The sequence below is a fragment of the Flavobacterium sp. U410 genome (genome assembly GCF_053570605.1).
This window is the reverse complement of the sequence record NZ_JBSEFI010000023.1, coordinates 19,468-39,114: the sequence shown is the minus strand read 5'-3', so window position 1 is coordinate 39,114 and position 19,647 is coordinate 19,468. Positions and strand designations below refer to the sequence as shown.

The following is a 19,647-nucleotide window of genomic DNA, read 5'->3' as shown; positions in this document are numbered from 1 at the left end:
TCATTTTATATTTAACTAAATAAATTAGTCTAAAATTTCAGTTACCTGACCAGCACCTACTGTTCTACCACCCTCACGAACAGCAAAACGTAAACCTACTGATAAAGCGATTGGACTTAACAATTCAACTTCAATAGTTAAGTTATCACCAGGCATAACCATCTCAACACCCGCAGGTAACTTAATAGTACCTGTTACGTCAGTTGTACGCACGTAGAACTGTGGACGGTAGTTATTATGGAACGGAGTATGACGTCCACCTTCTTCTTTTTTCAAGATATAAACCTCAGCTTTGAATTTAGCATGCGGTTTTACAGAACCTGGTTTACAGATTACCATACCTCTTTTGATATCAGCTTTATCAATACCTCTTAATAATAAACCAACGTTATCACCAGCTTCACCTCTATCTAAGATTTTACGGAACATCTCAACCCCTGTAATTGTAGAAGTTAATTTATCAGCACCCATACCAATGATTTCAACAGCATCACCTGTATTAGCAACTCCAGTTTCGATACGACCTGTAGCAACAGTTCCACGACCTGTAATTGTAAATACATCCTCAACCGGCATTAAGAAAGGCTTATCAACATCACGAGCTGGTAATTCAATCCAGTTGTCAACAGCATCCATTAAAGCTAAAACCGTATCAACCCATTTTGGCTCACCATTTAAAGCCCCTAAAGCAGAACCTTGAACTACAGGACCATTATCACCATCATATTGATAGAAAGATAATAAATCTCTGATTTCCATTTCTACTAACTCTAATAACTCAGCATCATCAACCATATCCACTTTATTCATGAATACAACCATTCTAGGCACACCAACTTGACGACCTAATAAGATGTGCTCACGAGTTTGAGGCATAGGACCATCAGTAGCAGCAACCACTAAGATAGCACCATCCATTTGTGCAGCACCAGTAACCATGTTCTTAACGTAATCCGCGTGACCTGGACAGTCAACGTGAGCGTAGTGACGGTTAGCTGTAGAATATTCTACGTGAGATGTATTAATAGTAATACCTCTTTCTTTTTCTTCCGGAGCGTTATCAATCTGATCGAATGATTTAGCTTCTGATAAACCAGCATCTGCCAACACTTTAGTGATAGCAGCAGTCAAAGTGGTTTTACCGTGGTCAACGTGTCCGATAGTACCAATATTTAAATGGGGTTTCGAACGATCAAAGGTTTCTTTTGCCATGACTTAATAATTTAATCTTAGTTATTATATATTAGTGTTCAAATTTAATACACATTATAAAGAGCCAATGACGGGATTTGAACCCGTGACCTCTTCCTTACCAAGGAAGCACTCTACCCCTGAGCTACACCGGCCTATCCTGCCATTAACAGGTAATTTGTGGGGAGAGCAGGATTCGAACCTGCGAAGGTGAAAACCAGCAGATTTACAGTCTGCCCTCGTTGGCCGCTTGAGTATCTCCCCAATCCATTAATTATTTTCAATTCTTTCAAGAACTACTGAGCCGATGGAGGGACTCGAACCCACGACCTGCTGATTACAAATCAGCTGCTCTAGCCAGCTGAGCTACACCGGCGACTCATTAAAAAAGTCCGCTATTTCTAACGGACTGCAAATGTATATAATTTATTTTTTATTCAAAACTTTTTTTTGCTTTTTTTTAAATTATAAATGCGCTCTTACTTTTTCTTTGTGTTTTACCAATATTCTTTCCAAAGACTCCTCCCCAGAATCCACGGCTTCCTCGAAAGTTTTACAGGTCTTTTTGACCATAAATTCATCTCCTGGTACTTGGATTTTAATTTCAACTGTTTTATTCTCTTTATCACTCGTATTCTCTAGTTTAAAGAAAACATCAGAAGATACAATTTTATCAAAATACTTATCTAACTTAGATAATTTTTCGTTTGTAAAATCAATTAACTTTTTGTCAATGTTAAAGTTTACAGCCTGAACATTTACTTTCATAATCAAAACGTTTAAAGGTTACACAAATGAGCTACTCTAGATTTCTAGGATGCGACTTTTGATATACATTTTTTAATTCAGCCAAACTGCTGTGCGTATAAATCTGAGTCGAAGACAAACTAGCATGACCTAATAACTCTTTTACTGAATTAAGATCGGCTCCGTTATTCAACAAATGTGTTGCGAACGTATGCCTAAGAACATGTGGACTCTTTTTTACTTTCTGAGACACACTACTAAAATAGTCATTTATCAAACGATAAACAAACGATTCACTAATTTTCTTACCATTTTTAGACAAAATTAACAAATCCTCGTCTAGCACTTGAATCTCTTTTTTCTTAATATTTTGATAGTCAACAATAAGATCAAGTGTAGGCTGTAACAACGGCACAATTCGTTCCTTATTTCTCTTTCCTAAAACCTTAACCGTTTTACTATAAAAATCAACATTTGCCTCTTTTAACCCGATTAACTCCGAGCGACGCATTCCGGTTGTATAAAACAACTCTATTACCAGTCTATTTCTAACACCTTCAAAATCGGATGGAAAATCATTCATTTCTACAACATCCTTCAATTCTTTCTCCGAAAACGGAACCTGAACTTTTTTAGCCACTTTCAACGATTTGTGTTTAGCCAACGGACTTGTTTTAATTTCTTTTATTTTCAATAAAAATTTATAAAAGGACTTTAGCGAAGATACTTTTCGATTCACCGAGTTATTAGTCATTTCACTTTCTATTAAACTAACAATCCAAGAACGAACAATATTATACCTAATTTCTTCTAAAGCAATTTTCTCGTATTCGCCAGCCACATACTTTTCAAACTCTAACACATCGTTAATATAAGCCAAAACAGTATGTTTAGAAAATTTCTTTTCCTTTTCTAAATAATCCTGATATGCCTGAATATTTTTTTGCATAAAAAAAACCGCTAGCAACAAAGATAAACTTTATTCACTAACGGTTTTGTTAATGGAATTCAAAAAATTGATTATGCTTCGATAGAATCTCTCAATCTTTGAATGTATTGTGCTTTTTGAACTTCAGCTCTTCTAGAAACCGATGGTTTTGTAAATTGCTGACGTGATCTTAATTGACGAACAGTTCCTGTTTTATCAAATTTTCTCTTATAGCGTTTTAATGCTTTATCGATATTTTCTCCGTCTTTAATAGGTATAATTAACATAATCTAGACACCTCCTCTCATTTAGGCTGCAAATATAGAAAACTTTTTAACAACCAAACAAATTATTTTTTCTTTTTCACTACATCTTTGTCTATACCGCAAAATTCCTTATTTTTAGAGGACTAAATTCAAAAACTATGAATACAATTGATGTTATAGATTTACATTTTCAATCGGAAGAAAGCATCGCTTCTTTCTTAATTCCTTCGTCAGATGGCTTAATCTTAATAGAATCGGGACCGGAAAGCACTTGGAAACACCTTGAAAACGGAATCACAGCTCTAGGGCATAAAGTAGAAGATATTAAACATGTTTTTTTAACTCATATTCATTTTGATCATGCCGGAGCTGCGTGGAAATTAGCCGAACACGGCGCAACCATTTACGTTCATCCTATTGGTTTACCCCACATGGCTAATCCGGAAAAACTTTGGAATTCGGCCAGTCAAATTTATGGCGATGACATGGATCGTCTTTGGGGAAAAATGCAACCTATTCCGGCAAACCAACTCAAAGCTGTTGACGAAGGCGACGAAATTACCATTGGAGAGCACACTATTAAAGTTTGGTACACTCCAGGTCATGCTATTCATCATAATGCATACCAAATTGAAGACATTATCTTTACCGGAGATGTTGCCGGAGTACGAATAGAAAACGGTCCGGTTCAGCCACCTTGTCCTCCACCCGATATCAATCTTGAGCTTTGGCTTCAGTCGATTGATAAATTAAAGAAACTAAATCCTTCGGCTTTATATTTGACGCATTTTGCCAAACAAGACAACCCGATAGCTTTATTAGAAGAATTGGAATTGCACTTACATTCTTGGGCTAACTGGATTAAACCTTATTTTGAAACCAAAACACCTATAGCCGACGTTACTCCTGAATTTGTAGCATTTACCAGAAAGGAATTAGAAAACGCCGGATTGAACGAACACGAAATAAAACGATACGAATATGCCAACCCCAGTTTTATGTCGGTTACCGGCTTATACCGTTATTGGAAACTAAAATCAGAAGGCAGAATATAGCAAAAAAGCTGTTTGAAAATTTCAAACAGCTTTTTTAAATTTACCCTTTATAATCTTATGTTATGTTTAAAAACGGTTAATCTTTTAAAATATTACGTGAAATTACTAATTTTTGAATTTCAGTTGTTCCTTCACCAATAGTACACAATTTAGAATCGCGATAGAATTTTTCAACCGGGAAATCTTTGGTATACCCGTAACCACCGTGAATTTGAATTGCCTCTGTAGAAACTTTTACACATACTTCGGAAGCATACATTTTAGCCATAGCGCCCAACTTGGTTACCGGCTTATGATTATTTTTCAAATAAGCCGCTTTGTGTAACAACAATTCTGAAGCTTCAATTTCTGTTGCCATATCAGCCAACTTGAAACTAATGGCCTGAAATTCACTAATAGGCTTTCCAAATTGCTGACGCTCTTTCGAATATTTTAGTGCTGCCTCATATGCTCCTTTTGAAATTCCTAAAGACAATGCACCAATAGAAATACGTCCGCCATCTAAAACTTTCATTGCTTGGATAAACCCTTCTCCTACTTCCCCTAGACGATTTGCATCAGGAACGATACAGTTATCAAAAATCAATTCGGCTGTTTCACTAGCACGCATTCCTAATTTATTTTCTTTTTTACCGGAAGTAAAGCCCGGCGTTCCTTTTTCAATTACGAAAGCAGTCATTCCACGAGAATCTCCTTTTTCTCCGGTTCTCACAATTACAACCGCAACATTTCCGGAAATAGCATGCGTAATAAAGTTTTTCGCTCCGTTTATTACCCAATTATCTCCTTGTTTTACAGCCGTTGTATTCATTCCTCCGGCATCAGAACCTGTGTTGTGTTCCGTTAAGCCCCAAGCACCAATCCATTCGGCTGTAGCCAATTTAGGAATCCATCTTTTCTTTTGTTCTTCGCTTCCGAAAGTCAAGATATGATTAGTACAAAGTGAATTGTGAGCCGCAACTGAAAGTCCGATAGAAGAATCTACTTTAGAAATTTCCTCAATAATAGTAATGTATTCGTGGTAACCTAAACCGGAACCTCCTAATTCTTCAGGAACCAGAACTCCCATAAACCCCATTTCTCCCAGTTTTTTAAAAAGTTCAACCGGAAAAATTTGGGCTTCATCCCACTCCATAATATTAGGCCTTATATGAACTTCAGCAAAATCACGAATGGATTCTGCAATCATTTTTTGAGTTTCAGTATATTCAAAATTCATCTTTAGAAATGCTTATTTTTTTACATTTCCAAATATAAAGCTATTATTTTTATTTTTTCAACAGGAAATTCATTTATTTTTGTTAAATCTTCAAAGTTATAAATTTCACCATTCATACTTCTATACGTCACAATACTTTTAGCTAATTTATAGTTGAAATAAGGAAAAGCAGCTAATTCTTTTACGGAAGCCGTATTGATGTTTATTTTTTTAAGATTTACTACACTTTCCGGAACAAAAAAGCCCTCTTGTATTTTTTGATACACTTCGGGAGAAATTCCCCAAACATATTGCAACTGTTCAATAGACGCAAAAGCACCGAACTTTTCTTTATCTCTTAAAATGATCTCTGATAATTTTTCTCCTATTCCGTAAACAGCCATCCATTGTTCTTTTGTAGCTAAGTTAGCATCAACAAGTTCTTTTTTTACTTTGTCATTTGAGAAGGCATAATCGTCTTTTTGTTTTTGATTATTCCTTTGGGTAACCCAATCTGGGAATTTAAAATAAGGAGACAAAACCGCCAAAAGAGAATCGGAAACTCCGGTTACTTTTTGAAATTCCTGAGCAGAATTTACAAATTTATCTTGCGCTCTAAATTGATGTAATTTGTCAATTTCGGCTACAGACATTCCTAACATATACCCTTTGTAATCGGTTATAAAATTAGGGTTAAAAGGATATATTTTAGATTTAGTTTGCGACTGAATACCTTTTAGTGAATCTATTTCTTGCTGAATTGCCAACCATTGTATTTCTTCTTCAGAAGGCTTATAATTTGGCTGAGTCCTATTTTTATAGAAATAATAAAACACTTGAACTAAGACTATCAATAGTGATAAAACAAAAATCCCACTTCTGTGTTCGGATGAAAACATAAAGTAGGATTTTAATTTCTTCATTATATCTAAAACTTACATTTATTCAGCTTGTCTTTCTTGAACATCATCGTTTTCACTAAACGAATCCGGTTCCTGTTTAGGAGGTGTAGTTAACACTTTGTAAAAGAAAAAACTTGCAAAGGCAATTACTATCCCTTGTGCTGTTACCATTGTTATTAATGCTGTTGTATTCATTATGCTGTTACCCTCCCTTCTTTTACTCTTCTTTTATACGCTAAATATACCACAAAAGAAATAAAAATAAACAACGTCAACAACAATATTCTTCCTAAAAACTTATAAAAAGCATTATTTACAAATTCACCTGTTGCTATTACATCATTTGGTTTTACAATATCTCCAACTTTAACTATAGTTTGTTGCGATTTAGCTGTATCAAAATTATATTCTTTGTAATCTACGAAATCAACTACTTTAACTTGCTTTGTTTCTTTATCAAATACTTTCTTTTGACTGTCAAAAGAAATTTTCAAGTAATCTGGTTTTGCTTCTACGACTTTTCCAGATTTTTCACCAGTCGACTCAAAACTCTCTGCCTTGAACTCTTTAGCAAACCACTCTTTATTATTAGTATCAGCATCTTTAATTTTATCAACCCAATCAGGTATACTTGATACTAAAACCCAACCTAATAATAAAGGCGTAACAATTAGAATAATGTATTTATAAATTCCTGGCAATTTAATATCAGCTCCTTTGTTAATTTCAGCCCAACCTTTATTAATTCCAAAAATATATGAAAACAATACTGTTTCTAAAAAGGCAAAAAGTACTAAACTTACTGTACCTGCCCAATAATCGTATTGATCAAACAACCCTTCGTTATAGAAAATTACTGTTGGCAATCCCATAATTAATGCCAAAGCACCAAAAGACCAAGCTCCTTTATTTTTACTCCATTTGAACTCGTCTTGCATGAATCCCATCCAAGGTGTTCCCATTGCTAAAGATGAAGTAATTCCTGCGAAGAACAACAAACCGAACCAGAACACACCTGCGAAAATAGCCAAAACCGTTCCCCATTGCTGGAACAGATAAGGCATTGTTTGGAAAGCCATTCCAAAACCTGCATTTTGAATCACCCAGTCTAAACCTAAATATCCGGCAGCGATAGGAATAACGATTAAACTTCCTAAAACTACTTCCACAAACTCATTCATGAATCCGGCAGAAACAGCATTTAAAGCGATATCGTCTTTCTCTCTAACATAAGCGGCATAACAGTGAACCGTTCCCATACCTACTGAAAGTGTAAAGAAAATTTGCCCCGCTGCAGCCAACCATACTTTTGGATTTGACAAGGAGTCAAATTGTGGAGTCCATAAGAAATTTAAACCATCCCAAGCATTAGCTTCCGGGAAAATATCTGACGCTCCTGAAGTTCCTAAAGTCAACCCTTTGATTGCTAAAATAACACCAAATAAAATCAATAATGGCATACCTATTTTTGCTACTTTTTCAATTCCTCCTAAACCTTTAGAAAGAATATAAGTATTCAATACTAAGCAAATAATATAAAAAACAACGGCTTCATAAGGAATCCCGGTTGTTGATTGCGAAACATCTACATACGAATTGAAGAAACCTGCTACATCCCCCTGACTCATTCCGTTAAATGTTCCAACAACAGAATGATACACATAAGACATTGTCCAAGATTCTATATAACAATAATATGAAGCTACTGCAATATTTGTAAAGATTCCAAAAACACCGATATATTTCCAGATTCTTCCTTTGGCCATAGTATCTAATATATAAGGAGTACTATGATTGCCGAATTTTCCTCCGTAACGACCAGTAGACCATTCAATGAACAGTAACGGAATACCCATTACCAAGAAACAAATTAAATAAGGAATAATAAAGGCTCCACCTCCGTTTTGTACTGCCTGCACTGGAAATCTTAAGAAATTCCCAAGTCCAACAGCATTCCCGGCCATGGCTAAAATGAGTCCAACGCGCGACCCCCAAGAATCTGATTTTGTTGACATAGTTCGTATTGGTTGTTAATTTCCCAAAGATACTAATTCTTAACAAAAAACAAAGAAAAGTTAATTTTAAGCTAAATTTTACTTTACAAATCAAATACGGAACTACGCTTAGTGTAAATCATATCTTTCAGCTTTAACAAAAAAGCTAAAGTCAAATAAAACCCAAAGCCAACTCCAACGGTAATAAAAGTGATATAAATAAAAAACAAACGCACATTAGTAGCTCTCATCCCTAAGCGTTCGGCAAAACGAGAAGCTACAAAAAAACCGTGTTTTTCAAAAAAATGAAGTAGTTTATAAATCATGGCTTAAAAGTACATCATTTTTTCAAAAGTTGTATCCCAATCGCACATTTTAAACACTGTTTTGAATTACAATATTTTTTCTTTAGCTGAAGCAAAGCTTGAGAATCAAATGCATTTGTATTAGAAACTCCTATTTGAGAAAAACGTTCTAATATTGTATTTCGTTCCGGTTTTAGCTCTCGTAAAAAACCAATCAGTTCTTCTGTTCTTTCCTGATTCAAATAATTACTATAAGCATATTGCAAAGGAATAACAGTATTAATCAGCAAAAGTTCTATAAAATTATCCGACAATTTTTTAGCTTTAAATCTACTTGATTTGTCTAAATTATAATGCGAGTTCCAATATACTGAAACCGAAACCTGTAATTTATCTCTTGTTTCTCCAAAAGAACAAATTGCATTCACCAAAGAAAAAATGCTGTGATTTTTAGACAACAATGCTGCAAATTGAGCCAATCGAATCGTTGGAAAATTATCGGGACGAAGTTTATAAAATTGTAATTCTACATTCGAAACCTTTTCTAATTGATATTTTGTTTGCTGATAGCACCAAATTTCTTGTAATTCTTTCGGATATTGTTCTTCAAAATCTCGTTCTAACAATCCGGAAATCCCAAAAAACAAAGCTTCAAGATGTTTTTGTTCGTGCCGTTCTTTTTGTAAAACAGCTATAGGAATTGCTTTTAAAATTTGGAGAAAATTTTCACCATTAGCATTCAATCCAAAATTCTTTGCCAAAACAGCTACAAAAGTAGCTTCCCAATCGTGTTTAAAATCAACAAACAGCTCATTAATTTCTAAAGAACGTTCTTCCAATCGCTCAAAAAAGAGTCTTTCTTTCCAATTTTCTAACACAAAAACATCAACCGATGCAATCGAATTTTCGCAATTGATCCACTTTTTCTCCGATAATAGATTTTGAATTCTTTGAATTAACTCTACATCTACAACCTTTCGAAGCTCCAAAACCGGAATTTCAGAATTATCCTTTCGGTACACTTCGGTATCGTGTTCCCAAACAACATGTAAAATAACATTGTTGTAATTGTCATCCATTTGATGATGATGCAAATACCAATCGGAAGATTTGACGTGAATTTCGATATTTCCAGCCCATTTTTGGTCACCAATAACCATTTGGGCGTTAAAAAAATCAGGACCTGAAGTTTGGAGGTAGTTTCCAAATTGAAAAATTTCAATTTTTTCTCCTTTTGTAGTCCATAAACGAGTGACATCCACTTGCTTGTGCAGCCACAAGTAGTGCAAAATAATTTCTTTCATAATAAATCTGTTTGGCGTATATAACTGCTAAAGTAATCAAAGTTTTATATTTGTAAAAACAATTCGACCAAAAAATGAAAAGATTTTTCTTACTAGCTACTTTTTTAACTATTTTAGTATCAGTCGCTCAAACCAAAAATAACTACAAAATAAGTTATAGCAAAACCTACAACGGAAACGCTATTGATACCGAAAATCCAATTTTAGCCTTCCTTTCTGCCGATCAATGTTTGGTAACTTCGCAAACTATTTGGTCACAAAAAGCCGATTTTCCTTTTGAGCAAACTATTGTGTACCCCAAATTAGGCGAATTTGTAAAACTGAGTAATCTTTCTAAAGACAAAACGATCAGTACTAAAGATAGCGCTTCATTAGCCAAACAAGAATTTAAAATTACGGACGAATTTAAATCTATTTTGGGTTACAAATGCCAAAAAGCAGAAACGGTTATCAATTCCAATCACATAGCCATTTGGTTTACTACTCAATTAAAAGCCAATGGCGGACCAACTGTTTTAGGGCAAACTTTAGGAACTGTTTTAGAAATGAACCGAAACAACAATTACGTAGTTACTGCAAGTAAAATAGAAAAAATCAAAAAGTTTTCACCCATTCAATACAATGAAAACGAATTGGTTGACAATTTAACGTATAATGATTTAGTTTGGAAAAGCAGATTCATTTCGATTCCTGTTTTTGAAGATGAATTGATTCGTTTTTCTAGCGAAGCCCAATCTAACGATAGCATTTTGCGCTTTGCCAGCGGAACTATTATTTTAAAAAAAATCAAGTTTCCGGAACTAAAAAAAGGAAGTCAAGTTTTTGTGGATTTAAAAGAACAATCTAATGGAGACGCTTATGACAGAACCGGAAGTGTTTTTGTTATTCCGCAAGATAAACCGATTTCTTTTTTAAACGGTTTACAAAACGGTGCCAAAACATTACCCATTTACACCAATGGAAACGGAAAAGAATATCAAGGTATGGTTGCTACTTCAGAATATTCCCCCTTATTAGAATTGATGCGTTTCTTTACTCCTTTTGGCATTCACCAATACAATCACATTACGTTAAAAGACAAAGAATGGCATGATGTTGTTTCGTATCGCGAAGAGATTTCAGAATACAATTCCTTTTTGTCGGGAAAAGAACTTTGGGTGGGATGTTTTATTGGAAATTATGATAAAGGCGGACATAAAGTTTCACTTAACATGACTATTCATCCAGATGAAACAAAAATTTTCAATTACACTAAAGTTGTTCCGTTATTTAATACTACAAACGTTATGGAAATGGCGAGCCAAAATTATGGCACCATGTTTAATAACGAAAAAGGCGTTTTTGTTTCATTCAAAACAGAAGAACCTATAGAAAATGCCGTTTTGCGTTATACCGTTACAGGTCACGGTGGTTGGGAAAATGGTGATGAGTTTGTACCCAAAGAGAATACTATTCTTTTAGATGGTAAAAAAGTTCACAGTGTTATTCCGTGGCGACAAGATTGCGGTTCTTACCGTTTGTTTAATCCTGCTTCCGGTAATTTTGCCAACGGATTATCTTCTTCTGATTATAGCCGATCCAATTGGTGTCCGGGAACAGTAACGTATCCTTATTATATTTCATTAGGTAATTTACCAAAAGGCGAACACACCATTCAAGTACAAATTCCTCAAGGCGAACCCGAAGGCGGGAGTTTTAGCGCTTGGAATATATCTGGAGCTTTACTGGGAAATTAATATTTATGAGGTTCGACATGAATAAGCACATGACCAAGATTAGGAATTTCACTTCTCAAATAATCTTTTAATCTATGTGCAATTTCGTGTCCTTCTTTCACTGAAATATCACCATTTACAATAGCGTGCAGATCTACATGATGTTTCATTCCTGATTTTCGGATGAAGCATTTTTCTGTTCCTAAAACACCGGGAACTTCAATGGCTTTTTCTCGGATTTCCGAAATCAGATCGTCATATAAATGCTCATCCATAATTTCGCCCAACGCCGGTCTGAAAATTTTATAACTATTGTACAGAATAAAACCAGAAGCCAATAAAGCTGCCCAATCATCGGCAGTTTCAAAACCTTTTCCAAAATAAATAGCAACAGAAATACCTGCAAAAGCTGTAACCGAAGTAATCGCGTCACTTCTATGATGCCAAGCATCAGCTTGCAACGAAGTGCTATTGGTTTCTATCCCCTTCTTCATCACAATACGATACGAAATCTCTTTCCAAATAATGATACCGCCTAATACTAATAATGTCCACTTTTCAGGAATATCGTGAGAAGTCTGGATATTTTCAATACTTTCGTAAGCAATGATAGTAGCAGAAGTTACTAAAAAGGCAACTACAATAAATGTGATTAAAGGCTCAATTTTACCATGACCGTAAGGATGGTTTTCATCGGCCGGACGTTCTGCATATTTTAATCCGAATAAAACTAAAAGTGATGAAAAAATATCCGTTGTGGATTCGATAGCATCAGCAATAAGTGCATACGAATTCCCAAAAATTCCCGCTAACCCTTTGATCAATGCTAAAGCTGTATTTCCAAAAATACTGAAATAGGTCGTTTGTATCGCTGTTTTTTCGTTACTCATTTTTTTAGAAAAAAAAGCGCTATTATTTAATAGCGCTGATAATATCGTGTTTCGTAATGATGTGGAATTTGTTTTCTCCTAAATCCACCAAAACGGCTTGATTTTCTTTGGTAATCAGTTTTGAGATTTCTTCCACCGGAGCTGAAGCTTTCACAATTGGAAATGCATTTCCCATTACTTCTTTTATGGGTTTATCGGCAATATTTTTATCTTCTACATAACTTCTGAATAAATCCGCTTCATCTACGCTACCTACAAATCCCTTGATATCCACTACCGGAATTTGAGAAATTTTATATTTTTTCATGCGTTCAATAGCATGTGAAACCAATTCTTCTGTTTTAACAGTAATCAATGGTTTATCTACATGATCTTTAATTAAATCAGATGCTTTTGTAATCTCTTCTTCCAAGAAACCACGTTCGCGCATCCAGTCGTCGTTAAAAATTTTACCCACATAACGGCTTCCGCTATCGTGAAATAAAACCACAACCACATCTTCCGGTTTGAAATGTTCTTTTAATTGCAACACTCCTTTAATCGCCGCACCAGCAGAATTCCCAACAAAAATTCCTTCTTCCAAAGCTAATCTTCTGGTATATACTGCCGCATCTTTATCGGTTACTTTGGTAAAACCATCAATCAGTGAAAAATCAACATTTTTAGGCAAAATATCTTCTCCAATTCCTTCTGTGATATACGAGTAAATTTCATTTTCATCGAAAATACCGGTTTCGTGGTATTTTTTAAATACAGAACCATAAGTATCAATTCCCCAAACTTTCACATTGGGATTGTGTTCCTTTAAATATTTAGCCACACCGGAAATAGTTCCCCCAGTTCCTACTCCGACTACAAAATGCGTTACTTTACCTTCTGTTTGTTCCCAAATTTCAGGTCCGGTTTGTTCGTAATGAGCCAAAGCATTACTAGGATTATCGTATTGATTGACATACCAAGCATTTGGCATTTCCTCTGCTAAACGTTTTGAAACAGAATAATAGGAACGCGGATCGGCTGGTTCAACATCTGTAGGACAAACAATTACCTTTGCACCAACGGCACGAAGGATATCCATTTTTTCTTTGGATTGCTTATCGGTAATCACACAGATCAACTTATAACCTTTGATGATCGCTCCTAAAGCTAATCCCATTCCGGTATTTCCGGAAGTCCCTTCGATGATAGTTCCGCCCGGTTTTAAACGACCGTCAGCTTCGGCATCTTCAATCATTTTTACTGCCATGCGGTCTTTTACCGAATTTCCGGGATTGAAGGTTTCCACCTTAGCTAAAACTAAAGCATCAATTTCTTTGGTGATTTTATTGATTTGAACTAATGGGGTGTTTCCAATAGTTTCTAGTATATTTTTTGCGTATTTCATATTCTTACCGTAAAAATTATGGTCAAAAACAATTTTGACTTAAGTTCTTTCTTTACTAATTTTTGACAAAGGTATTTGATAATTCTTTGGTTTCCAAAAAATCCTTAAGCCAACATGCTAACCCCGATGGAAGCGACACCTTGTATAGCGAACAGCGGGAAAATGGTAACCCAGAAATCCTGCAGATTCGTTTCTCTTATTTAAAGAAATTCCACACTAGACCAAAGCGCACCAAGAAATCGCGATAAGGATAATTAGGCGCCGAATAATAATTATATCCTGTCATCGCCGAATTGAAATGTTCTGCTTTCAAGAAAATTCGCGTTTGTTTCACCTTTGCATTGATAAAGAAATCAATTAACGGGAAGTTTCCGATTTTCTTTTCGTGTTGAATATAAAACTCACCGATTAACGGATTGTAATCGTTTTGATAATATTCTGTAAAATAATTGAAGGTGAATCCTGTTTGGATAAACATTGCTTTTTTAAATATATGCTCTGAAAAGTAAAGCGTTTGTCGTGTTACAATTTCAGGAACATTTAATACATCGGCACTTTGTGCCACCTTTTGATATAGAACTGTGTTATCCAATGAAAATTTCCCTACTCTAAATTCTTTGCTGGCTTTTAGGGAAAGATAATTGATTGTATTCTCGTATTGAAACGGTTTAACTGTCAGCGTTGCAATATCATTGGTAATATTATCAAAATATAAATAATCATTAAGAATAGTATAGTTTACATCTAGGTTTAGCCATTTTGTTTGGGCTGCAACTTGGAATTGATTACGCTTTTCATTCTTAAAATTATTATACCAATTGTAATCTACATAACTACTTTGATATAATGTATAATTTAAATTAGGTAACGTATTTTGCTTTTGGTATTTGAATTGAAAATTATAATCCTCATTTAATTTGTACTGAGCTGACAATTCAACATTAGAAAGTGATTGGTCCGTAATAGAATTAGAGAACAAAAGATTCAATTTTATTCCGTGTAAAAAATAAGTATAATTTCCACCGAAAGAGGCTATTTTGTCGTTTAGTGAATTGGGTACTACAATATTTTCAGAACTATCGTAAACTACACTATTGTAATAATAATTGTAGGTGTTGTAATCTACAAAACCTATGAAATCTCCGTATTTTTCGGTTGTAAAACCTACCCCCACTTTGTTATACAAATGATTATAACGGGTTTTATTATTGATTGCATTTGCATAAGAATCACCAAAACGAGAAGATACAGTTGACTGAGTAAATTCAAAAAACTTATATTCTTGATTGAACTGATGTTTAATGATAATACTATTAGGATTGGTTTTGTTCAATTTAAAAGAATGATCTACAAAAAAACGATTCCCTTTTAATAAAGAAGTGGCATCACTAAAATAGACATCTAACCTATCGCGCTGATTGTAAGGATCTTCACTAGATTCAAACAAAGATGTATCGACAATTCCCCCATTTTCTTGGTTAGAAATATCTTGACCGGCAAAATGAGCATTTAAGAAATATCGCTTATCATTTGTAAAATAGCTTGTTGTAAATCTGAAATTACCGGAACTGGAAATATTGTTAATATATTTTCCATTGGAACGCAGTCCTTTATAAGCAATAGAAAAATTTAGATTAGTTTTTGTATTAACTGTCAGGAAGGCATCTAATGATTGTCCTTGTTCCATTACTGTTTTATAATACAAATCGGTTAATGGTGTAGGAACAGAATAATATTTTACATCATTAAATTCTAGGTAATTAAAATGTTTGGCTGTAAATCCAAAGTTGGGAGAAACACTTTTCTTTACCCAGTTGAAATCTAACGTATTGTAGGTATGTCCTTCATTAGCAAAAGGAAGTAATCCAAAAATATCCTTTCTGAGCAAATTATATTTGTATTCTTTTTGAATACTCAATGTCGTATCCAAAAAAGTAGTATCTCTCTCAAGATTATAGATTTTGTACAAATCTATAGGTGGTTTTTTCTCTTTGTTTATATTTTGCCCGACATTAAAACGACGTGTTGAATCAGTCTTAGTATTAGAATCTTGCTCAAGCATATTAATCTGAGCAAAACTGTACAGTGAAAAACAAAATAAAAGGAAAACAAAAAAATTTCTCATCACATTTTTTGATAATGGCAAATGTAATGAGAAATTGTAGATAAAAAAAACCCTCTCATAAAGAGAGGGTTCAATATAAATCTAAAAAAGATTATTTTGTTAATTTAACTTTTGGAGCAGTTACATTACTTTTTTGTTTTCTCAAAAAGAAAACTCTATCCATAATTTCTTTTTTATTAAAAGAATTAGAATTTTTACCAGAAGCAATTACTTCATCAGTATAATAATCAAACAAAGTAAATACACCACTAGCATCAACTTTAAATGATACTACATAACCTAAATAACCAGCAACTCTATCTCCATCATCAGAACTAGGAGCGTCTGCATCTGCCTGAACATATGTACCACTTCCGATTGTCCCTGAATTACCACTACGACTATAATCTATTGTAGTAGGTATTAGGAAAGAAGGTGAAACTCCAACTGCACTCAAACCAGCATCATCATATATATTTTGTATAATATGGTAAGTAGCACCTATTTCAAAATCAGGAATATTAGGATTAGCCGGATCAAAAGTTAACGTTTCAGGAGAATCTCCTGTTGCTGCCTGGCTGTCAGAAAAATAATCAATAGATGAGAAATCTTCAGAAGCCCAAAGATAATCCATATCGTAACCTATATCATCTAAACTAAAAGTAAAGCCCATATAATTAAAATCTCTATTCCAAGAAAAAGTAAAATCAACAGGTGTTACATCAAAGTTAGAAATATTAACTGTAAATTCAGAAGCTTCTTCATTTACAAGACCATTATAATTACCCGCTGGTGTAAGTCTAAATGTAACAGACTTAACATCATCATCAACATCATCAATCAAACCTGCCACATTGATTGCGAAAGTAGAGCTAAATGCAGGAATAACAACTCCATAAGTTAAAGCATCAGGATCTCCCATTTCATAAGGAGCATAATCAGCATAACTTGCATCTAAATAATGCGGCAATCCTTCTGAACCATCACTTGTTAAAAGAACAAAATCTTCATTATCAATTGCAGTATTACCATCAACAATAGATAAACGGTAACTCACATCTGTATTGAAACTGTGATCTAACATTAAATTAACAACAGCAGTTTCTGCTTCTGTAATTGAATATGATCCAAACTCTACAGAAACTGTTGGTTTATTAACAGAAGATGCAGCATAATCAGGTTCTTCATTATTATCACACGCCACTAAAGACATCGCAATTAATGAAAACAAAGTTGCCTTTCTAAATATACTATTTATATTTTTTTTCATACTTTATATTTTTATTAGTTAGGAGTATAAGTACCTGTTAAATCTGTAAATGCAGTCCCCTCTAAACTAAGTGTTACTGTAACACTATTATCAGGATTTACAACACCAGAACCAATCAAATGATAAGCACCACCTAAGATATAATCATCAACAGTAATGTTTCCACAAACGTCTGTTAAATGATATGTTATTGTACTTCCACCAACCCAAATATTTTCTGGTAAGTATATACATGCAACTGAATAATAACCTGTTCCTTCTTTAGTAAATGTTGCTGGTTGCCCCCCTCCACTATTTAGTGTATAATTTCCTTCAAGATTAGAAGCACAAGCACCATTAATAGTTACCACTACATCTTTATATTGGTAAGCAACAGTTCCACTAGTAATAGATGTTAAAGAAACAATTATTTTCTTAGGTTCACCAATAATTAATTCAATAGGATGAAAAGTGATAGATGGCATGTCAATATAGGTTTGTCCTGCTACAATAGTAACTTGACCTGTATTTCCAGTAGCCGGCACATCATACTCTACTCCTGGTAAAGCATAATCTTCAAGTTCTTCAGGGGTTAATCCTAAAGTAGTTGGATCTACAATTTCCCACTCTAAAGTAATATCTTCAGTGGGTAATTGATCATTTGCATAACTAATTAAAGTTACCTTAGGAAGATCCAATTCAACTGAAGGGATATCATTCACATAAATTTTCGTAGTAGCATTCGAAGAAAAACCAACTACTGTAGTGTCAGGCCCTAAAGGCGTAACATCATCATCGTTACAGCTTACAAAAAGAGTTGTAAGCATAACTGTTGTTAATAAAACGATTTTTTTCATAACTTTTTATTTTTAATTTTTCCAGAATGGTGTATGCGCATTTACCGTAAACAAGTCTGACAATTCAACAATTGGCATGTTTGCACTGTTAGCAGTCACTTCTGAAGAAGGATATTGCAGTCTATAAGGTCTGTGAGATCTTACTGTTGATGTAGGAAGAGGTAAACTAGGGTAACCTGTTCTTGTAAGATCAATATATGCTTCAATAGGATTGATACTATTTGTAGCCAACCACTTTTGCGTCATAATAGACGAAATAGCATTAGCTCCTCCGTTCCAACCAACATTCGGCAATGAATTTACTGAAGCAAGATAAGATGTTGCAGTAGCAGAAGACAAACCTAATTGAGTAAAAGAAGCTATTACTCCATTTTCAAATTCTGTTTTTGCATCACCCGGTAGATAACCTCTTGAAATAGCTTCTGCTAATAAGAATTTTATTTCAGGTAATGAAACTACATAACCATCTGAACTTTCAGTATTTAAACCAGGCACTAATTCAGCAGCTGAAATTGTAGCAGGAAGTCCTGGATCTCCAACACCTTGTCCTTGGTAAGCAGCTGTAACCACACCTCCATTTAATTCATACAAAACAGAACGTCTTTGATCAACTATATTACTATATACAAAACCTGTAGAAGGTCCGTTATAGCTTGTAGTTTGCCCATTTAAGAAATCTGCAATAAAACCACTTGCTACATAATATGTAGTTGGTCTAACAGATGTACCAGCAGCAGTATACCATAAATTATAGTAAGGATTTAACTGTGCATCTGTAGCATCATTATATCCCGGGTTTATTAAGATTGCCTCTGTCGGGAATAAACCTGAAGCAGTTATTTGACCGAATTGCTCAGAAAGGAATGCAGCATCTGCAACATTTGACTCTCTTAATAATAATTTTGCTTTAACAAAATTACCAAAAGCTTTCCATTTATCAACATCACCTGCAAAAATAACATCTTCCGAACCAAAAGCTGCATCTGAACTATCTGTATTATCAAACAAGTCAAATGCCGTATTAATATCTCCAATTAATGAAGCATAAATTTGTGCATCATCATCGTAAGCAGGACTAATTTCTAACCCTCCCTGAAATGCTTCAGAATAAGGTGCATCTCCATACAAGTCTACAATATACTGCATGTAGAAAGCCTTTAAGATTAATGCAGCAGCTTTATGATTATCATAATCCTCACTACTATACTCAACTATATCGTTAAGATTTTTTATTTGAGGGTATAGACCATCCCAAATTGCAGCATTAAAAGTATTATCAATCTCATAAGTATAGTCCATTGCTCCAGAAACCCCTGTATAACCATATATGTTATTATACCAATTCTGCATGAAATAATTCCCTAAGACAGTCATATTACGTGCTTGAACACGATATGCACTCACGGCAGCACCTGCAAGAATCTGAGGAGGTGTTACATTATCGTAACGATTATTATTAGGATTTTGATTAATATCCAAATAATCATCACATGCCACAGTAGTCAACGCAAGAACTACTGCTAAAATAGATGATTTAAATTTAATCTTTTTCATATTT

18 protein-coding genes and 3 tRNA genes are annotated in these 19,647 nt (G+C 34.3%); 2 read left to right on the top strand and 19 right to left on the bottom strand.

From position 1 onward, the window contains the following. Positions 1-24 precede the first annotated feature (24 nt). From tuf to rpsU, 7 genes are all read right to left on the bottom strand, one after another. Complete coding sequence (gene tuf / locus ACUSJC_RS14215; protein ID WP_449270224.1) at positions 25-1,212, bottom strand: elongation factor Tu; 1,188 nt, start codon at positions 1,210-1,212, stop codon at positions 25-27. Positions 1,213-1,274: 62 nt separating this feature from the next. Continuing rightward, a tRNA-Thr gene (locus ACUSJC_RS14210) sits at positions 1,275-1,346 on the bottom strand. 26 nt (positions 1,347-1,372) lie between these two features. Then, positions 1,373-1,455: transfer RNA gene (locus ACUSJC_RS14205), tRNA-Tyr, on the bottom strand. A gap of 38 nt (positions 1,456-1,493) precedes the next feature. Next, positions 1,494-1,567 (bottom strand) — tRNA-Thr (locus ACUSJC_RS14200). An 89-nt stretch (positions 1,568-1,656) separates the two neighbouring features. After that, entirely contained in the window at positions 1,657-1,959 is a 303-nt protein-coding gene (gene hpf, locus ACUSJC_RS14195; protein WP_449270223.1) for a ribosome hibernation-promoting factor, HPF/YfiA family, read from the bottom strand. Between the two features lie 31 nt (positions 1,960-1,990). After that, complete coding sequence (locus tag ACUSJC_RS14190; protein WP_449270222.1) at positions 1,991-2,887, bottom strand: tyrosine-type recombinase/integrase; 897 nt, start codon at positions 2,885-2,887, stop codon at positions 1,991-1,993. Between the two features lie 71 nt (positions 2,888-2,958). Further along, a complete protein-coding gene (gene rpsU, locus ACUSJC_RS14185; protein ID WP_449270221.1) occupies positions 2,959-3,153 on the bottom strand; it encodes a 30S ribosomal protein S21 in 195 nt (64 codons plus the stop codon). A 137-nt stretch (positions 3,154-3,290) separates the two neighbouring features. Between rpsU and ACUSJC_RS14180 the strand changes: the two genes are divergently transcribed. Next, a complete protein-coding gene (locus ACUSJC_RS14180; protein WP_449270220.1) occupies positions 3,291-4,187 on the top strand; it encodes an MBL fold metallo-hydrolase in 897 nt (298 codons plus the stop codon). Positions 4,188-4,263: 76 nt separating this feature from the next. Here the strand turns inward: ACUSJC_RS14180 and ACUSJC_RS14175 are convergent, their stop codons facing one another. The 6 genes from ACUSJC_RS14175 to ACUSJC_RS14150 all read right to left on the bottom strand — a co-directional run bounded on the left by ACUSJC_RS14175 (position 4,264) and on the right by ACUSJC_RS14150 (position 9,890). After that, positions 4,264-5,406, bottom strand: a complete 1,143-nt coding sequence (locus tag ACUSJC_RS14175; protein WP_449270219.1) for an acyl-CoA dehydrogenase family protein — start codon at positions 5,404-5,406, stop codon at positions 4,264-4,266. Between the two features lie 20 nt (positions 5,407-5,426). Beyond that, on the bottom strand, positions 5,427-6,284 hold the full coding sequence (locus ACUSJC_RS14170; RefSeq protein ID WP_449270218.1) for a ComEA family DNA-binding protein: 858 nt from the start codon (positions 6,282-6,284) through the stop codon (positions 5,427-5,429). Positions 6,285-6,326: 42 nt separating this feature from the next. After that, positions 6,327-6,482 (bottom strand): hypothetical protein, encoded by a 156-nt coding sequence (locus tag ACUSJC_RS14165; RefSeq protein ID WP_449270217.1) that lies wholly within the window; start codon positions 6,480-6,482, stop codon positions 6,327-6,329. Continuing rightward, positions 6,482-8,302 carry a sodium-dependent transporter gene (locus ACUSJC_RS14160; RefSeq protein ID WP_449270216.1) on the bottom strand — a complete coding sequence of 607 codons (1,821 nt, stop codon included), beginning with the start codon at positions 8,300-8,302 and terminating at the stop codon, positions 6,482-6,484. The genes ACUSJC_RS14165 and ACUSJC_RS14160 overlap by 1 nt, the downstream gene beginning before the upstream one ends. A gap of 83 nt (positions 8,303-8,385) precedes the next feature. Beyond that, positions 8,386-8,607, bottom strand: coding sequence for a PspC domain-containing protein (locus ACUSJC_RS14155; RefSeq protein ID WP_449270215.1), 222 nt, complete (start codon positions 8,605-8,607; stop codon positions 8,386-8,388). 14 nt (positions 8,608-8,621) lie between these two features. Further along, on the bottom strand, positions 8,622-9,890 hold the full coding sequence (locus tag ACUSJC_RS14150) for a DUF2851 family protein (RefSeq protein WP_449270214.1): 1,269 nt from the start codon (positions 9,888-9,890) through the stop codon (positions 8,622-8,624). A 74-nt stretch (positions 9,891-9,964) separates the two neighbouring features. Here ACUSJC_RS14150 and ACUSJC_RS14145 point away from each other — a divergent pair, with 74 nt between their 5' ends. Then, entirely contained in the window at positions 9,965-11,626 is a 1,662-nt protein-coding gene (locus ACUSJC_RS14145) for a GLPGLI family protein (protein ID WP_449270213.1), read from the top strand. On the opposite strand, the gene ACUSJC_RS14140 is transcribed toward ACUSJC_RS14145, so the two are convergent. From ACUSJC_RS14140 to ACUSJC_RS14115, 6 genes are all read right to left on the bottom strand, one after another. Then, entirely contained in the window at positions 11,623-12,495 is an 873-nt protein-coding gene (locus tag ACUSJC_RS14140; protein WP_449270212.1) for a cation diffusion facilitator family transporter, read from the bottom strand. The two genes, ACUSJC_RS14145 and ACUSJC_RS14140, sit on opposite strands and share 4 nt — an antisense overlap. Before the next feature lie 22 nt (positions 12,496-12,517). Next, on the bottom strand, positions 12,518-13,879 hold the full coding sequence (locus ACUSJC_RS14135; protein WP_449270211.1) for a pyridoxal-phosphate dependent enzyme: 1,362 nt from the start codon (positions 13,877-13,879) through the stop codon (positions 12,518-12,520). Between the two features lie 196 nt (positions 13,880-14,075). Then, entirely contained in the window at positions 14,076-16,004 is a 1,929-nt protein-coding gene (locus tag ACUSJC_RS14130) for a putative porin (RefSeq protein ID WP_449270210.1), read from the bottom strand. A 91-nt stretch (positions 16,005-16,095) separates the two neighbouring features. Beyond that, positions 16,096-17,253: a hypothetical protein gene (locus ACUSJC_RS14125; protein WP_449270209.1), complete on the bottom strand. Its 1,158-nt coding sequence runs from the start codon at positions 17,251-17,253 to the stop codon at positions 16,096-16,098. A 14-nt stretch (positions 17,254-17,267) separates the two neighbouring features. Beyond that, positions 17,268-18,089 (bottom strand): hypothetical protein, encoded by an 822-nt coding sequence (locus ACUSJC_RS14120; protein ID WP_449270208.1) that lies wholly within the window; start codon positions 18,087-18,089, stop codon positions 17,268-17,270. A 12-nt stretch (positions 18,090-18,101) separates the two neighbouring features. Next, a complete protein-coding gene (locus ACUSJC_RS14115; RefSeq protein WP_449270207.1) occupies positions 18,102-19,643 on the bottom strand; it encodes a SusD/RagB family nutrient-binding outer membrane lipoprotein in 1,542 nt (513 codons plus the stop codon). Between the last annotated feature and the right edge of the window lie 4 nt (positions 19,644-19,647).

What these genes read in the sequence shown, in the direction of transcription:
- tuf (WP_449270224.1), bottom strand. Translation starts at nt 1,212, where the DNA reads ATGGCAAAAGAAACCTTTGATCGTTCGAAACCCCATTTAAATATTGGT.
- hpf (WP_449270223.1), bottom strand. Translation starts at nt 1,959, where the DNA reads ATGAAAGTAAATGTTCAGGCTGTAAACTTTAACATTGACAAAAAGTTA.
- ACUSJC_RS14190 (WP_449270222.1), bottom strand. Translation starts at nt 2,887, where the DNA reads ATGCAAAAAAATATTCAGGCATATCAGGATTATTTAGAAAAGGAAAAG.
- rpsU (WP_449270221.1), bottom strand. Translation starts at nt 3,153, where the DNA reads ATGTTAATTATACCTATTAAAGACGGAGAAAATATCGATAAAGCATTA.
- ACUSJC_RS14180 (WP_449270220.1), top strand. Translation starts at nt 3,291, where the DNA reads ATGAATACAATTGATGTTATAGATTTACATTTTCAATCGGAAGAAAGC.
- ACUSJC_RS14175 (WP_449270219.1), bottom strand. Translation starts at nt 5,406, where the DNA reads ATGAATTTTGAATATACTGAAACTCAAAAAATGATTGCAGAATCCATT.
- ACUSJC_RS14170 (WP_449270218.1), bottom strand. Translation starts at nt 6,284, where the DNA reads ATGTTTTCATCCGAACACAGAAGTGGGATTTTTGTTTTATCACTATTG.
- ACUSJC_RS14165 (WP_449270217.1), bottom strand. Translation starts at nt 6,482, where the DNA reads ATGAATACAACAGCATTAATAACAATGGTAACAGCACAAGGGATAGTA.
- ACUSJC_RS14160 (WP_449270216.1), bottom strand. Translation starts at nt 8,302, where the DNA reads ATGTCAACAAAATCAGATTCTTGGGGGTCGCGCGTTGGACTCATTTTA.
- ACUSJC_RS14155 (WP_449270215.1), bottom strand. Translation starts at nt 8,607, where the DNA reads ATGATTTATAAACTACTTCATTTTTTTGAAAAACACGGTTTTTTTGTA.
- ACUSJC_RS14150 (WP_449270214.1), bottom strand. Translation starts at nt 9,890, where the DNA reads ATGAAAGAAATTATTTTGCACTACTTGTGGCTGCACAAGCAAGTGGAT.
- ACUSJC_RS14145 (WP_449270213.1), top strand. Translation starts at nt 9,965, where the DNA reads ATGAAAAGATTTTTCTTACTAGCTACTTTTTTAACTATTTTAGTATCA.
- ACUSJC_RS14140 (WP_449270212.1), bottom strand. Translation starts at nt 12,495, where the DNA reads ATGAGTAACGAAAAAACAGCGATACAAACGACCTATTTCAGTATTTTT.
- ACUSJC_RS14135 (WP_449270211.1), bottom strand. Translation starts at nt 13,879, where the DNA reads ATGAAATACGCAAAAAATATACTAGAAACTATTGGAAACACCCCATTA.
- ACUSJC_RS14130 (WP_449270210.1), bottom strand. Translation starts at nt 16,004, where the DNA reads ATGAGAAATTTTTTTGTTTTCCTTTTATTTTGTTTTTCACTGTACAGT.
- ACUSJC_RS14125 (WP_449270209.1), bottom strand. Translation starts at nt 17,253, where the DNA reads ATGAAAAAAAATATAAATAGTATATTTAGAAAGGCAACTTTGTTTTCA.
- ACUSJC_RS14120 (WP_449270208.1), bottom strand. Translation starts at nt 18,089, where the DNA reads ATGAAAAAAATCGTTTTATTAACAACAGTTATGCTTACAACTCTTTTT.
- ACUSJC_RS14115 (WP_449270207.1), bottom strand. Translation starts at nt 19,643, where the DNA reads ATGAAAAAGATTAAATTTAAATCATCTATTTTAGCAGTAGTTCTTGCG.